A 14,879-nucleotide genomic window follows, 5' to 3' on the forward strand; every position below is an offset into this window, starting at 1 on the left:
GGGCGACATGCCCGCGCCGCGGTCTTACAGCGCCTGGTAGCGCACGGTCAGGTAAGCGGCCTGGCCGGGCTGGTTGTAGCCCTCGGCGGTTTCGTAGTCGGCGTCCAGCAGGTTGGCGACGCGCGCCTGCAGACGCCACTCCGGGGTGATGCGGTATTCGCCACGCAGGTCGAGGGTGGCGTAGCCGGACAGCTCGCGGGTGTTGGCCAGGTCGTCGTAACGCTGCCCCTCGGCGTGCAGGCTGGCGCCAACGCTGAAGGCACCGAGCCGGCGGTCGAGGTCAAGGTTGAACAGCTGCTTGGCCCGGCGCGCCAGCTCGTTGCCGCGGTTGGCGCCGGCGGAGCGGTTCTCCGGCTCCAGCAGGCTGTAGTTGGCGTTCCAGTCCCAACCGAGCAATTGGCTGCCGAGCACCAGCTCGACCCCGCGGATACGCGCTTCCTGCACGTTGGCCGGCGCGGAAATGCTGGCGTCATAGGCGATGAGGTCATCGACCACGGTGCGATAGGCATTCACCGCCCAGTGGCCCCAGCCATGCTGCCCGGCAAGGCCGACTTCGAGGCTCTCGGAGGTTTCCGCGTCCAGCTCGGGATTGCCGTAGTCGGGGAAATACAGCTCGTTGAAGGTCGGCGCCTTGAATGCCGTGCCATAGCTGATGGTGCCGCGCAACCAGTCGGTCAGCGCATAGCCGTAGCCGATATTGCCGGTGTCGTGCTGGCCGAACTGCTCGTTATCATCACGTCGCAGCGACAGCTGCCAGTCATGGCGACCGACCTCGCCCAGGTACTGCGCGAAATAGCCGTCGTTGTCCCGGGAATCCTCGGCATACACCGTGGTGCCGTTGACCTCGTCGCGCTGGTGGTCGGCACCCAGAATCAGCGTATGCCCCGCGGCCAGCTCGATATCGTTCTGCCAGCTGAGCGTGTCGCGACGGCTGTCGAAGCGTGAATAGAACTGCCCGTCCTGATAGGCATCGGATTTGTCTTCGCTGCGCCCGGCCTGCAGCGTCACCAGCCAGGGTTCCAGCGGACTGAAGCGCGCACGGGTGCCGAAGACCCTCGACTCACCATCGGCATTGGCGCCGAAACCGGACGTGCGGGCGCGGTTTACGCTGTCGTAGTCGTTATGGGATTTGGCCTGCAGCAGGTTGGCGTCCAGCTCCAGGCCGTTGTCGAAGCGGTAGCCGGCGCTCAGCGTCGCGGACAGGTTGCGATAGCCATCGGCATCACGTTCGTAGCCGCTGGTGTCCGCCGACTTGACGTTGATGCCGTCGGTGTCCGAGCCACTGACGCCCAGGCTGTACCAGCCACGACCGTCACCACCGGAAACGCCGGCGCTGCCCGTGTAGGTGTCATGGGTGCCGTAGCCGGCCGAGAAGAACGGCTTGACGCCCTGCCCCTGGCCCTTGCGGGTGAAGATCTGGATCACCCCGCCGATGGCCTCCGAGCCGTACAGACTGGAGCGTGGACCGCGGACCACCTCGATGCGCTCGATCAGCTCCAGCGGCAGATCCTGCAGGGCCGCGCCGCCGCCCGAGACCGAGCCGATCTTGATGCCATCGATCATCACCAGCACATGATCGGATTCGGTGCCGCGCATGAACAGCGAGGTGGACTTGCCGGGCCCGCCGTTGTTGGCCAGCGAAACGCCAGGCACCTGCTTGAGCAGCTCGGGCAGCGAACTCGCCTGGCTGCGTTCGATCCGCTCGCGGTCTATCACGGTCACCGCGGCCAGGCTCTGCTGAGCCGTCTGCGCGGTGCGGGTGGCGGTCACCACCTGTTGCTGGAGATCCAGCGGGGCTGCGGCCAGCTGGCCAATGGAAAGGGGAAAACTGCCGAGCAGCACATAGGCCGCTGGCTTGAAACGGGGCTTGCAAGTCAAGGTACAGGTCTCCGTCGTGCCCACCCGCACGACTGAAAGTCGACGAAGACAGACGGAGGAACCGCAAAAGGAAGTGAATACCGCGAGGGATATGCACCCGCCCAGCGCCCGCCGCACTGTCAGTGAAATGCGACAGGCCGGTCTCCGGGCTTGCGAGCGTACGCCTTGCGGCGTCCCGAAACCGCGCCTTCCCATGCGTTGAGCACAGTGGCTATTAGGGTTTCTCGACTCGCCTACCGTTGCGGGGGCAGCGCCGGAATCTTCGTGAGAATGGACCGGCTTCCCTGTTTCACCCCCTCGCTGAAGAGGGGGCACCTGAGGCGACGCGGAGGTTAGTCCAAGGCCGGGCTTGGCGCAACCGCGGGGTTGTCGCAGCGCCCTGCAATTTCCGCTTGCATCTCGGCGCTCGGAACGGCGGACGGCAAAAGGCTTCGAATGCAACAATGCCAGCAATCAGCCAGGACCCATATCCGACGCCCATGACCAGCATCGTGCAGATTTCCGACACCCATTTCGGTACCGAACAACCTTCCGTGGTCCAGGCCCTGGAGGACCATGTACGCGAACACCAGGCCGACCTGCTGGTGTTCTCCGGCGACATCACCCAGCGTGCCCGTCGCGGGCAGTTCGCCAGTGCCGCCGCCTTCGTGCGCCGCGTGCAGGCCGATGGCGTCGGCGAGACGCTGGTGATTCCGGGCAATCACGACATCCCGCTGTACAACCTCTTCGCCCGCCTGTTCACGCCGTACGGCAACTACCGGCGACACTTCGGCGATGAGCTGGAGCCGGTATTCGAGAACGACGACATGCTGGTGATCGGGCTCAATACCACCCATCCGCGCCGGCACAAGGACGGCGTGGTGACGGGGCGACAAGTGGAGCGGGTGGCGCAGCGGCTGGCCGATGGCAACCCGCACAAGATTCGCATCGTGGTGGCCCACCAGCCATTCGGCGCGATGGTGCCGAGCGATCTGAGCAACCTGCAGCACGGCGCCGAACCCGCGCTGCAGCGCTGGGCCGAGCACGGGCTGGACCTGGTCATGGGCGGGCACATCCACCTGCCATACGTGCTGCCGTTGTCCAAGCAGTACAGCGGCCTCGCGCGGGAGATCTGGATGGTGCAGGCCGGCACCACGCTCTCGACCCGCCTGCGTGGCACCTCGCCAAACTCCTTCAACCGGCTGAAGCTGCATCCCGGCGAACAGAAGAAGGTCTGCGTCGAGCGCTGGGACCTGCTCGACGGTCGCTTCGTGCTGGGTTCGCACTTCAACCTGAGCTGGTGACCCGCGCTCGCACGCAAACCGCGGTCAGCCCACCGACAGGCCGACCAGATAGACACCGGCGAAGCCGATGTTGAAGGCGATGAACAGGTAGAGCATGTAGCGCAGGTAGCTGCCGAAGGTCAGCCCCGGCACCTTGCTCATGGCGACGATGCCCGACGCCGAACCAATCACCAGCAGCGAGCCGCCGACACCGACCGCATAGGTCAGCACCATCCATTCGGCGACACCCATTTCCAGCCCGGATTTCAGCAGCGCTGCGGTCAGCGGCACGTTGTCGATGGCCGCCGACATTACGCCCATCAGGTAGTTGGCCATCACTGCCGGCACCTGGTCATAGATGTGCACCAGCCCGTCCAGCACGCGAATCTCCTTGAGCATGCCGACCAGCAGGAGGATGCCGAGGAAGAAGAACAGCGTCTCGAACTCCACCTGGCGCACGTATTCGAGAATCGGATCGGAGTCGTTGTCGTCACTGAAGAAGCGCGCAACCAGGAACATCACCGAGAGGCCGGCGAGGAAGGTCAGCACCGGCGGGATCTGGAACAGGAAGTTGCCGACAATGGTGCTGAGGATGGTGCACAGGAAGATCAGTGCAATCGCCACGTCGACACCGCGCACATCGTTGCGCTGGCCCTGTACCACCACCTCGCCCTTCATGCCGATCGACAGCATGGCGGCCAGCACCATCACCGCGACGAATGCCGGCACGGCCAGTGCCAGCAGCTGGAGGATCGCCACCTTGCCAGCGAGGAAGATCATCAGCGTGGTGACGTCGCCGGTAATCAGCGCGACGCCGCCGGAGTTAACGGCAAACACCACCAGCGTGGCGAACTTGATGGTTTTCGCCCGATCCAGCTGCAGCGACAGGATCAACGTGATGGAGACCAGCGTCGCGGTGATGTTGTCGGCGAGCGACGAGAACACGAAGCAGAAGGTCGCTGTGAGAAACAGCAAGGCCCGCTCGCTGATCCGCTTGGGCAACACCAGATAGATCAGGTTCTCGATCATGCCCTTCTTGTTCAGGTAGGCAACGAAGGTCATGGCCGCCACCAGGAAGATCCACAAGCCGGCGATCTCGGCGATGTTCTCGTTGAGGCTTTCCAGCACGGTTTCGCGCGCCTCGCCCACCGGTGTGAAGATGAACAAGAGCAGCCAGGCCAGGGTGCCGAAGAACAGCGTCACCTTGGCCTTGTTCACGTGGGTAATTTCTTCGAGCACGACGCCAAGCAGCGCCGCGACCGCCAGTGCAATCAGCACGTACGTCAGCAATTCAGGCATATCTCACCTAATGGGAAGTGGGGAAAAAGGGCTGTGCGCGACCGAACGACGCACGGGGAGGAATTGGGGATGCGCATGGTAGCCAAAGCGCCAGGCGAGCGAAATCACCGCATGTCAAACGGGGAATGTTTCAGCATGTGAGTACGACTAAAGACAGGACGTCTACAACGGGGGTTCTATGCGGATGACGCTCAGGGGTTGCGGGCCAGTTGCTCCTGGTCGAGCACGCGCTTGGCGCCCAGATAACTCTTATGCCAGTAGCCGGCGGTAAGACTGTCCAGGCGTACCATGCCGCCAGAAGATGGCGCGTGAACGAAGCGGTCTTCACCAACGTAGATGCCCGCGTGGCTGACCCGGCGCCCACCGCTGGTAGCGAAGAACACCAGATCACCAGGCTGCAGGGCATGGCGTCGTACGGCTGGGCCGCGCAGATTGCTCATTTCCTGAGTGGTGCGAGGAAGGTTGATGCCGGCAGCCCCGCGATAGACATAGCCGATCAGGCCGCTGCAATCGAAGCCACTGTCAGGTGTATTGCCACCCCAGCGATAAGGCGTGCCGACCAGGCCGAGCGCACTGAACAGCACATCCGCGGCAACACCCGGCATGGGGTGAGAGGTAGCGGATTCCTGAACGACTGGCGGAGCCGATGGCTGACCGGCACAGGCGGCCAGCAGCGCAAACAGAACGACAAGCGTGAGGCGGGCCAGGTAGTGCATCGCAGAGCGGTCCAGGCAAATGAGCCATCACTCTGCCGGCATGCGGGGCGAGACGCAACCCCCGCAAGTCGCCGAATCAGCGTTGAACCGTGTGCGGCTCCAGGTCGGTAGCCAGTGCCAGGACGCGTTTGGCTTCCATGTAGCTGGCGCGCCAATACTTGTCATCGAGACTGTCGACCCGAACCCCGCCACTGCGACTGCTGGAGGCATGGATGAATTGGTCATCGCCGATGTAGATGCCGGCGTGGCTGACGCGACCGCGGCCGCGGTTGTTGAAGAACACCACGTCACCCGGCTCCAGCTCGTTACGCTTGACCACCGGCGCGTCGAGATTGATCAACTCGCGGGTGGAACGTGGCAGCTCGAGGCCGGCCTCCTTGCGGAACAGAAAGCCGACGAAGCCGCTGCAGTCGAAGCCGGTCTTCACCGAACTGCCGCCGAAGCGATAAGGCGTGCCGACCAGCGTGAAGCCGCGCTCCAGAATGCTGTCAGCCAGCTCCGGCAGCTGGTATTCGTGCTCGTCGGTGAGCTCGGCCAGCGATTCTTCTTCGCTCTTGTCGAGCGCAGCGAAGTCGAAACCAGCCAGGGGATGATTGTGCGACAGCCGAGGCGATGTGATCTGCTGCTCGGTCTGTACGGGCTGGCCGGCACATGCGGTCAGCAGGGCGATAAGTGCGAGAGGCACGAGGGGTGCGAAGCGTTGGCGCATGGGCACGACCGTGTCGGTGATTTCAAAGTGCCGGCGACTATGCCTTCTATCGCTTCGATGATCAAATTTAATCGGACGAAATGTGACGGATTAAATGCGACAAAACGTCTACGGCCCTTCCTTCCAGCCGCACGTCGGCGAACGGACTGATATCGGTCGGCTGTAGATTTACCTCGCCGACGAAGCCCCCGCTCTGCCGGGCTTGCCAGACCGGTTCGAGGATGTAGCCGAAGCTCGCCGTAGTGCCGACTACCAGCACGGCATCAAAGCCGATACGCGATTGCTCCTGCAACCTAGCCAGAGCGTTCGCCGGCAGCATTTCCTCGAACAGCACCACCGCCGGACGCAGCACGCCTGCGCAGCCCTGGCAACGAGGCGGCAACGGCTCATGCAAAAGCGACCCCAGCGGCCGCACATCGGTTTTGCCGCATGCCATGCAGGACAGCGGTGCCAGCTGGCCGTGAATCTCGATCAAGCGTTCCGGCGGACTGCCGGCGCGGCGGTGAAAGCCATCGATGTTCTGCGTCAGCACCCAGGTGCCCGGCTTGCGCCGCTGCAGCGCGGCGATGGCGAAGTGGCCCGCGTTGGGTTCGGCCGCCAGGCAGGCACGCCCGATCTCGGCGAGATACTTCCAGCACAGCGCCGGATCGCGCTGCAAGGTCGGCCCGGACAGCGCGACCTCGATTGGCAGGCCGTCCTCGGTCGCTCCGTTGTACAAGCCGCCCAGACCGCGATAAGTCGGCAGCCCCGAATCGGCGGAAAGCCCGGCCCCGGTGATGATCAGCAGGCGTTCAGCAGCGCCCAGCGCCTGGGCAACCTTGTCGATATTCATGAACAGCGGTCGGCTCGAGTCGACTGAAGAAGGCCGCAAGCTGGTGCTAGCGGTGCTCGATGGCCGCGCCGCGGCCACGACTTCAGACTACGGAAGCCGACTCATGACTGCAAAGCGGAACGCCCGCAGCCGATCTACATGCCCAGCGACATATCGAAAAGCACCGCATAGCCCATGGCACAGAACAACCATGCCGGCAGAGGCCCAAGCAACCAGCGCCAGCCCCACCACTGCGGCACGAAACCGACACCATGTACGAAGCCGGCGGAAATGCCCCACATCACCAGCATCAGCTGCGGATGACTGTAGCCGCCCTGCCCGTCCAGCATCGCGGCCGGATGGATCAGCAGCACCAGCGCCAGCGGCGAAGCCAGCAGCAGCGAGAGCAGCCGCCCGCCCGCGCCGTAAGCGCTTCTTGCCGCCATGCTGCTCACGGCTCGGCGTCCAGGTCCTGCGTGGCTTCCAGCCACAGCGCATTGATGATGCCGAAGCTGCAGGCCAGCAGCACACCGAGAATCCAGGTGAAGTACCACATAAGTCGTTTCTCCTTGGCTGGGCGAGCACAGGGGCCCGCCCTGCTCAGTCAGTACAGGCCGTGGGGATTGGCTTCGATGGTTTTCTGATTGAGTCGGCCCCACATCCGCACGTAGCTCCACAGCGTGTAGCAGAGAATCAGCGGCACGAAGATGCAGGCCACGACGAACATGATGCCCAGGGTCTTCTTACTCGACACCGCATCCCAGATGGTCAGGCTCGACGCCGGATCGAGGCTGGACGGGAAAACGAACGGGAACAGCGCGAAGCCGGCGGTACAGATGCTGCCGACGATCATCAGGCTGGTGCCGACGAAGCTCGCACCACCGCTGTTGCGACTGGAACCGAGCAGCGCCAGCAACGCACCGAGAATGCCCGCGACCGGAGCGATCAGCGTGATCGGATAGCGACCATAGTTGCCCAGCCAACCCGCATTGTCCTGTACCACCTGCTTATCCAGCAGCGGATTGAGCGCGGCCCCCGGATCGGTCACTGACAGTTGGGTAAAGCCCTGGACACCAAGCATCAGCCACAACCCGGCAGCGAGGAAACCAACCAGAAATACCAGTGCACACAGGCGTGTCGCCTGCCGCGAACGCTCGGCCAGGGCGCCATCGGTGCGCAACATCAACCAGGCGCCACCGTGAGCGCTGAGCATGCTCAGGCTGACGATGCCGCAGAGCAACGCAAAGGGGTTGAGCAGCGCGAAGAACGAGCCCTGGTAGGTCGAGCGCATCAGCTCGTCGAGCTGGAACGGCAGACCGAGGAACAGGTTGCCGAAGGCCACGCCGAAGACCAATGCCGGCACCGCACCGCCGACGAACAGTGCCCAGTCCCAGGCGCTGCGCCAGCGTGGGTCTTCCACCTTGCTGCGGTAGTCGAAGCCCACCGGCCGGCAGAACAGCGCGAACAGCACCAGCAGCATCGCCCAGTACAGTCCGGAGAACGCGACCGCGTAGACCATCGGCCAGGCAGCGAACAGCGCACCGCCCGCAGTGATGAACCACACCTGGTTGCCATCCCAGTGCGGCGCGATGGTGTTGATCGCCACGCGCCGCTCGTTGTCGGTCTTGCCGACGAAGGGCATCAGCGCCATGGCGCCCATGTCGAAGCCATCGGTCAGGGCGAAGCCGATCAGCAGCACGCCGATCAGCACCCACCAGACGAGTTTGAGAACCTCGTAATCGAACATCTCGTTTACCTCACACTGCGGTAGGTTCGGGGGGCACATCCTTCGCGACAGTCGGCGCGGCGACCGCGTCGCGCCGCCGCTGCACCTGGCTGGCGGCGATAGCCTCAAGCTCGAAGTGGTAGCGTCCGGTATGCAGACTGCTCGGCCCGAGACGGGCGAAGCGGATCATCAGGAACATCTCGATCACCAGCAGCAGGCTGTAGAACGCCACCAGGGCGATCAGCGAGCCCCAGATATCCCCCGCGGCCAGCGTCGAAGTGGACAGATGGGTCGGCAGCACCTCGGCGATCGACCAGGGCTGACGGCCATGCTCGGCGACATACCAGCCGGTCTGCGCAGCGATCCACGGCAGCGGCAGGCTGAACAGCGCGAACCTGAGCAACCAGGGTTTGCTCTCCGCATCGCGCTTGATCGATGCCCAGCTCGCCAGGGCGAACAGCAGCAACATCAGGAAGCCAGCGGCGACCATCACCCGGAAGGTCCAGAACAAGCTGAACACGTTGGGAATGGTGTCCAGCGCAGCAAGCTTGATCTGCTCCTCGCTGGCATCGACCACATCCGCGGTGTACTTCTTCAGCAGCAACCCGTAACCCAGGTCGTGCTTGACCTCATTGAAGGCGGCGATGGCCTCGGCCGACTTGTCGCCGCTACGTAGCACCTGCAGCCGCTCGTAGGCGAGCATGCCGTTGCGGATGCGCAGCTCATGCTCGGCAACCAGCTGCTTGATGCCCTTGATTTCCTCGTCCACCGAACGAGTAGCAATCAGGCCGAGTGCGTAGGGAATCTTCACTTCGTAATCGGTGCGCATCTCCTGCTGGTTGGGCAGGCCGAACAGGGTGAAGCCGGCCGGCGCCGGGTGGGTGTCCCACTCGGCCTCGATGGCGGCCAGCTTGACCTTCTGCACGTCACCGATTTCGTAGCCGGACTCGTCGCCGAGGATGATCACCGAGATCGTCGAAGCCAGGCCGAACACCGCGGCGATGGCGAACGAACGGCGAGCGAAGCCCAGGTCGCGCTTCTTCAATAGATAGAAGGAAGAAATCGCCAGCACGAAGATCGCCCCGGTGACGTAGCCGGCCGAGACGGTATGCACGAACTTGACCTGCGCCACCGGGTTGAACAGCAGCGCGCCGAAGTCCACCAGCTCCATGCGCATGGTCTCGAAGTTGAACTCCGAGCCGACCGGGTTCTGCATCCAGCCGTTGGCGATGAGAATCCATAGCGCCGAGAGGTTCGAGCCCAACGCCACCAACCAGGTCACCGCCAGGTGCTGCACCTTGCTGAGGCGATCCCAGCCGAAGAAGAACAGACCGATAAAGGTCGATTCGAGGAAGAACGCCATCAGCCCCTCGATGGCCAGCGGCGCACCGAAGATGTCACCGACGTAGTGGCTGTAGTAGGCCCAGTTGGTGCCGAACTGGAACTCCATGGTCAGCCCGGTGGTGACGCCCAGGGCGAAGTTGATGCCGAACAGCTTGCCCCAAAACTGGGTCATGTCCTTATAGACCTGCTTGCCGGTCATCACATAGACCGACTCCATGATCGCCAGCAGGAACGCCAGCCCCAGGGTCAGTGGCACGAAGAGAAAGTGATACATCGCCGTCATGGCGAATTGCAGGCGTGAAAGATCTACAACGCTTTCCGAGATCATCTCGGCCCTCCCTCGGGATTGGCATCCCGTTTATCAAGCAAATGTTCGGCAACACGTACCGAACCGTTCTCGGGAATGCTGGGAGCATCGAACCAGACGTTTTTTATGGTTATGAGGATCGCGACCTTGACCAGCAGCACCAGCACGATGTCCCGCCTGAGCGATGACTTGAACATGCCTACCTCCTTGCTCGCCCGCCCCGGCGCATTGCGCCAGGACAGCATGCTGCGATTGAAGGCCCCCTTTGGGGTCGGGAGCCGAAACCTGAACGCAGCAGTCCAGGCTCAATCGCGGCGCCCCGGTCCCACCCGTGGAAGCAGTGCTCGGGCTCGGGGCACGCAAAGTGTCCTGCCGCCCCCTTGCCGCCACAACTGCGACAGCCTGCCTCACCTGTGCGGGGCCGCTGCGCTTCGCGTGCCGCTTCGCTTGAAAAGCATAGACGCACGGGTTGGCGATATGGGGCAGCGCGGTACCGAAACACCGCCATGCGGCATCCTGTCGCGCTCATGGCACGCGCAACCAGCGGCGAAAGCCATTGCCAGCAGTGGTCGATAACGGGCTCCAGGCGAAATCCCATGGCGCCGGGGGCAGCTCTTCCTCTTCCGCAGCAAGCAGACGCGTGCCTGGTCGCACCCGTGGTTTCCAATCGAAGACGTGCTCGCTGCCGCCGCGCCAGCCGAGCACTATGCCTATAGCCGGGCTGTCATCGCTGGCGACCCAGCGTGCGGCGGCGGCAAGCATCATGGCCTCGATATGCTCCGGCTCGACCAGCTCGCGATAATCTGATGCCAGCAGCCAGCGGCAGACGCCGAGGTGGAAGGTCCAGTCCAACGCCAGCTGGCAGCCGTAGGCCCAGGTCATGAACTGGCGAAAGATCTCCAGCCCCTCGGGTGGGTCAAGCTTGAGCAGCCGCGGGCAGACATCGAACAGCGCATGCCAGTACGGCAGCAACTTGGCATCCAGATGCACGAAACTACGGGCGTTGCTGGGGTAATCGGGAAAAGGCAGCCGATAGCTGACGCGGCTGTCGGCGCGGGTGAATCGTTCCATCATGGTCATGCTGAAAGCCCCTGAATCTGACAGTGCCATCGGAAAACTCCGACAGTGATCCGTCCATTTCGCCGCTACACAGCGGCCGAAGGACGGGCGGAACTCGTCAGTGGGGTTTCAGGGCGCGCGGGGATTCAGCGCCGGCCAGTGATGCCGCGCTCCGCACCACGCTCGCTGCGGCAAGGGTGTCGCGCCTGCTCCGCGGCGGCCAAGCCAGGCCAACGCGAACAGCGCGACGGTCGCGAACAGAACCGAACTGCACAACGGGCAGTCCAGCGCATGCTGAGACAGGTCATGCACATCGGTGGGAAGTGAAACGGGGCCAGCCGACTTATCGCCAGTGACGCAGAAAGCGTCCTGCCCCATGGCCAGCCCAAAGCCCACATGAGTGGCGTGGTTCAGGCTGCAGACAAATGCATTGAGCAGGATGCAGGTGAGGAGCACCCATAGGATCTGCGCACGCTTGTCTTTGACGATGGTCATGTTTCGACTTTACACCGCCCGCGTCACGACGGCGCTGCGCTAAACCGTCGCAGCCTCGTCAGTGGTTGACGGTGAATGCCAGCATCGCCGATAGCTGGCACAACGGACGGCCGCTGTCTGCCTGCCACTGATTGAATGCAGCCTGCACCGCGGCTTGGTCGCGCTGACTGCTGGGCACCTTGTCGACAATCTGCTGTGCCTTGAGTGCTGCGACAACATCATTGCTGGGAACGAACGTGTCCTTGCCGGCCATGCGCAACAGCCGCGGAGCCGACAACCCGCCGAGTTGGCTGCCGTGCTTGGTCAGGTAACGCCAGAGACCGACGATATCGCTGCTTGGCCAGTCGGCCAGCAGATTGCCGAAACTGCCCTTCTCCTTCGCCACGTCGAGCACAAACTGGGCGTTGCGCGGCACGCTCTTGAGCTTGCCCAAATGACGAATCAGCCGGGCGTCCTGCATCAGCCGCTCGATGTGCTCGCCACCCATCAGCACTACCTTTTCCGGATCGAAACCGAAGAAAGCCTGCTCGAAGGCCGGCCACTTGGCGTCCACCAGGCTGTGCTTGAGGCCGGCGCGAAAGATGCGCAGGCTGATCAGCGAAAGGTAGCGATCATCCGACACGCCGCGCAGTTCATCGGCACTGCGCGGTTGCGGCAGGCGCGCCTCCAACGCCGCGGCCGAGCCGAAGCGATTGAGGCAGTATTCGTGCAGCCATTTGTAGTCTTGCATGGGTGGGATCCGGTGGTGACGGCAGCGGCACAGGGTGCCGACGACGGGCCCGTCCCGCAAGCCCGTCGCCCTCAGCTCAACCCCGTAACCGATGTGCCGCGTCACGCAGCATCTGCTCGGTTGCCGTCCAGCCCAGGCAGCCATCGGTAATGGACACGCCATAGCGCAACGCAGCGGAAAGCGGCTGACAGCCATCGAAAAGATGACTTTCGAGCATCACACCACGCAGGCTCGCGTCGCCGGCCAGGCGCTGTGCGATTACCGATTCCAGCACTTCTGGCTGGCGCAAAGGGTTCTTGCCGCTATTGGCATGGCTGCAATCGACCATGATCCGCGGCGCGATGCCTTGCTTCTCCAGCGCCCGGCGAGCGACAGCGACACTGGCCGCGTCGTAGTTGGGCGCGCCATGTCCGCCACGCAGCACCAGGTGGGTATCCGGATTGCCGCGCGTCTGCAGCAGCGCCGGATGGCCGAGATCATCGATACCGAAATGCTGATGCGGATGCTCGGCCGACCGCATTGCGTCACAGGCGATGCCCAGACTGCCGTCGGTGCCGTTCTTGAAGCCCACTGGCAGGTCCAGCCCACTGACCAGCTCGCGATGAATCTGCGATTCACTGGTACGTGCACCAATCGCCGCCCAGCCGAGCAGGTCGTCGAAGTATCCGGCCGCCAGCGGCTGCAGCAGCTCGGTGGCAATCGGCAGACCAGTCTCCAGAATATCCAGTATCAGCCGCCGCGACAGGTGCAGCCCTTCGGCCATGTTGCCACTGCCGTCCAGATGCGGGTCGTAGACCAGCCCTTTCCAGCCGACGGTGGTGCGCGGCTTTTCCACATAGGCGCGCATCACCAGCAGCAGCTGATCGCTGACTTCGGGCGCGAGCGCGGCCAGGCGCTCGGCGTACTCCAGCGCGGCGACAGGATCGTGCAGGGAACAGGGTCCGACGACGACCAGCAGGCGCGGATCGCGACCGTCGAGCACGGTGCGGATGGCGTTGCGGTCGTTGTCGATGCGTGCAGCAAGGGCGTCGCTCAAGGGCAGACGCTGGCGTAGAACGGCAGGGCTTGGCAGCGGCTGCGCGCTGCGACGGGCGACGCTGGCTTCGGCGGTAGCGGGTTGTTTGGCAAGTACGGTGGCGGATGCATTCATGATCTGGCGGTTCCTTCTGCCGGCGCGGGTGGTCCGCGGCGGCGCTAGTCGGGTGTTCGTTCGCGAGCTGTCTGTTGGGCGTCGAAGCGGCTAAATCGCCAGTCGTAGCGGTAATAACGGTCGGTGCGGTAGGTGGTCATGGCGTGTTCCTCGTTGCGTTGGGCCATCAGGTGGCCGAAAAAACAAAACCCCCGGTCGGGTGGCCGACCGGGGGTTCGAAAACTGCTCTGGTGGCGACCCTGCTTGCTAGGGCGCCTGTGGGGTATCAGGCGCGCCTGTGGCTAAACCAATACCCAAAGTAATAACCAGCGGCGGCAACCTGCTGCCCACGAACGACCACGGTGCGAATGGCACCGGCATCGACAACGTTGAGGGCTACAGGGTTCAGGGACATGCTGATCTCCAGAAGATGACCGAACCATACTCCGCCGGGGCTGCGCCTTTCAACCGGCACGGCAAAGAAAGTGACTGATTCGGCTGAGGGCCTGGTTACAGACTCATCACATCGACGAAGCGCGGCGTGGCACTGTCGTCGATACGCAGGCTCTTGAAATCGAACAGGTTGCGGTCGGCCAGTTGCGAAGGCACCACATTCTGCAACGCGCGGAACATGATCTCGGTGCGGCCCGGCGACTTGCGCTCCCATTCCTGCAGCATTTCCTTGACCACCTGGCGCTGCAGGTTCTCCTGCGAGCCACAGAGGTTGCACGGGATGATGGGAAATTCCTTCATCTTCGAGTACGCCTCGATGTCCGCCTCGTTGCAGTAGGCCAGCGGACGAATCACCACGTTGCGCCCATCGTCGGAGAGCAGCTTGGGCGGCATGGCCTTCAGCGTGCCGCCGTAGAACATGTTGAGGAAGAAGGTCTCCAGAATGTCGTCGCGATGATGCCCGAGCGCCATCTTGGTCGCGCCGATCTCGTCGGCGAAGGTGTACAGCGTGCCGCGGCGCAGGCGCGAGCACAGCGAGCAGGTGGTCTTGCCTTCCGGGATCTTCTCCTTCACCACCGAGTAGGTATCTTTCTCGATGATGTGATACTCAACGCCGATGGACTTCAGATACTCGGGCAGCACGTGCTCGGGAAAGCCCGGCTGCTTCTGGTCCATGTTCACGGCAACGATCTCGAACTTGATCGGCGCGACCTTCTGCAGATAGAGCAGCACGTCGAGCATGGTGTAGCTGTCCTTGCCGCCAGACAGGCAGACCATGACCTTGTCGCCATCCTCGATCATGTTGAAGTCGGTGACGGCCTCGCCGGCCAGGCGGCGCAGGCGCTTCTGCAGTTTGTTCTGGTTGACCGAGAGGTTGCCCATGTCAGGTGTCCGGGTGAGATGCGAAAGGCGCGCATTTTACGCGCAAACGGTCACCGGCCCCAGCCCGTTCGCCGTTTGC

General features: G+C 63.4%; 17 protein-coding genes and 1 riboswitch. Of the genes, 1 reads left to right on the forward strand and 16 read right to left on the reverse strand.

The genetic code is table 11. From position 1 onward, the window contains the following. Positions 1-24: 24 nt before the first annotated feature. Positions 25-1,878, reverse strand: coding sequence for a TonB-dependent vitamin B12 receptor (gene btuB / locus PSEST_RS14685; RefSeq protein ID WP_015277760.1), 1,854 nt, complete (start codon positions 1,876-1,878; stop codon positions 25-27). Positions 1,879-1,995: 117 nt separating this feature from the next. After that, positions 1,996-2,212, reverse strand: a riboswitch (cobalamin riboswitch). A 145-nt stretch (positions 2,213-2,357) separates the two neighbouring features. Between btuB and PSEST_RS14690 the strand changes: the two genes are divergently transcribed. Then, positions 2,358-3,161 (forward strand): metallophosphoesterase family protein, encoded by an 804-nt coding sequence (locus PSEST_RS14690; RefSeq protein ID WP_015277761.1) that lies wholly within the window; start codon positions 2,358-2,360, stop codon positions 3,159-3,161. A gap of 24 nt (positions 3,162-3,185) precedes the next feature. Here the strand turns inward: PSEST_RS14690 and nhaD are convergent, their stop codons facing one another. From nhaD to ttcA, 15 genes are all read right to left on the reverse strand, one after another. After that, positions 3,186-4,439 (reverse strand): sodium:proton antiporter NhaD, encoded by a 1,254-nt coding sequence (gene nhaD, locus PSEST_RS14695; protein WP_015277762.1) that lies wholly within the window; start codon positions 4,437-4,439, stop codon positions 3,186-3,188. A gap of 191 nt (positions 4,440-4,630) precedes the next feature. Further along, positions 4,631-5,155 (reverse strand): C40 family peptidase, encoded by a 525-nt coding sequence (locus tag PSEST_RS14700; RefSeq protein ID WP_015277763.1) that lies wholly within the window; start codon positions 5,153-5,155, stop codon positions 4,631-4,633. A gap of 76 nt (positions 5,156-5,231) precedes the next feature. After that, complete coding sequence (locus PSEST_RS14705) at positions 5,232-5,864, reverse strand: C40 family peptidase (RefSeq protein ID WP_015277764.1); 633 nt, start codon at positions 5,862-5,864, stop codon at positions 5,232-5,234. A gap of 67 nt (positions 5,865-5,931) precedes the next feature. Continuing rightward, positions 5,932-6,696, reverse strand: coding sequence for an NAD-dependent protein deacylase (locus PSEST_RS14710; RefSeq protein ID WP_015277765.1), 765 nt, complete (start codon positions 6,694-6,696; stop codon positions 5,932-5,934). A 134-nt stretch (positions 6,697-6,830) separates the two neighbouring features. Continuing rightward, positions 6,831-7,121 carry a cyd operon YbgE family protein gene (locus tag PSEST_RS14715; RefSeq protein ID WP_015277766.1) on the reverse strand — a complete coding sequence of 97 codons (291 nt, stop codon included), beginning with the start codon at positions 7,119-7,121 and terminating at the stop codon, positions 6,831-6,833. Positions 7,122-7,126: 5 nt separating this feature from the next. Beyond that, the gene (gene cydX, locus PSEST_RS21845; protein WP_003292563.1) at positions 7,127-7,231 is read right to left on the reverse strand and encodes a cytochrome bd-I oxidase subunit CydX; all 105 of its coding nucleotides are present in this window, start codon (positions 7,229-7,231) and stop codon (positions 7,127-7,129) included. Positions 7,232-7,279: 48 nt separating this feature from the next. Continuing rightward, entirely contained in the window at positions 7,280-8,422 is a 1,143-nt protein-coding gene (cydB, locus tag PSEST_RS14725; protein ID WP_015277767.1) for a cytochrome d ubiquinol oxidase subunit II, read from the reverse strand. Positions 8,423-8,432: 10 nt separating this feature from the next. Then, positions 8,433-10,073, reverse strand: coding sequence for a cytochrome ubiquinol oxidase subunit I (locus PSEST_RS14730; protein ID WP_015277768.1), 1,641 nt, complete (start codon positions 10,071-10,073; stop codon positions 8,433-8,435). Beyond that, on the reverse strand, positions 10,070-10,249 hold the full coding sequence (gene cydP / locus PSEST_RS14735; protein ID WP_015277769.1) for a cytochrome oxidase putative small subunit CydP: 180 nt from the start codon (positions 10,247-10,249) through the stop codon (positions 10,070-10,072). The genes PSEST_RS14730 and cydP overlap by 4 nt, the downstream gene beginning before the upstream one ends. A gap of 328 nt (positions 10,250-10,577) precedes the next feature. Beyond that, positions 10,578-11,132: a putative natural product biosynthesis protein gene (locus PSEST_RS14740; RefSeq protein ID WP_041757037.1), complete on the reverse strand. Its 555-nt coding sequence runs from the start codon at positions 11,130-11,132 to the stop codon at positions 10,578-10,580. Positions 11,133-11,240: 108 nt separating this feature from the next. Beyond that, on the reverse strand, positions 11,241-11,606 hold the full coding sequence (locus PSEST_RS14745; protein ID WP_015277771.1) for a DUF2946 family protein: 366 nt from the start codon (positions 11,604-11,606) through the stop codon (positions 11,241-11,243). A gap of 58 nt (positions 11,607-11,664) precedes the next feature. Next, positions 11,665-12,336, reverse strand: a complete 672-nt coding sequence (locus PSEST_RS14750) for a DNA-3-methyladenine glycosylase I (RefSeq protein WP_015277772.1) — start codon at positions 12,334-12,336, stop codon at positions 11,665-11,667. A 76-nt stretch (positions 12,337-12,412) separates the two neighbouring features. Next, the gene (locus PSEST_RS14755; protein ID WP_015277773.1) at positions 12,413-13,486 is read right to left on the reverse strand and encodes a 3-deoxy-7-phosphoheptulonate synthase; all 1,074 of its coding nucleotides are present in this window, start codon (positions 13,484-13,486) and stop codon (positions 12,413-12,415) included. 265 nt (positions 13,487-13,751) lie between these two features. Beyond that, entirely contained in the window at positions 13,752-13,880 is a 129-nt protein-coding gene (locus PSEST_RS22495) for a hypothetical protein (RefSeq protein WP_017244708.1), read from the reverse strand. Positions 13,881-13,975: 95 nt separating this feature from the next. Beyond that, entirely contained in the window at positions 13,976-14,800 is an 825-nt protein-coding gene (gene ttcA, locus PSEST_RS14760) for a tRNA 2-thiocytidine(32) synthetase TtcA (RefSeq protein WP_015277775.1), read from the reverse strand. Positions 14,801-14,879 lie beyond the last annotated feature (79 nt).

The organism is Stutzerimonas stutzeri RCH2 (genome assembly GCF_000327065.1).
Taxonomy (GTDB): Bacteria; Pseudomonadota; Gammaproteobacteria; order Pseudomonadales; family Pseudomonadaceae; genus Stutzerimonas; species Stutzerimonas stutzeri_AE.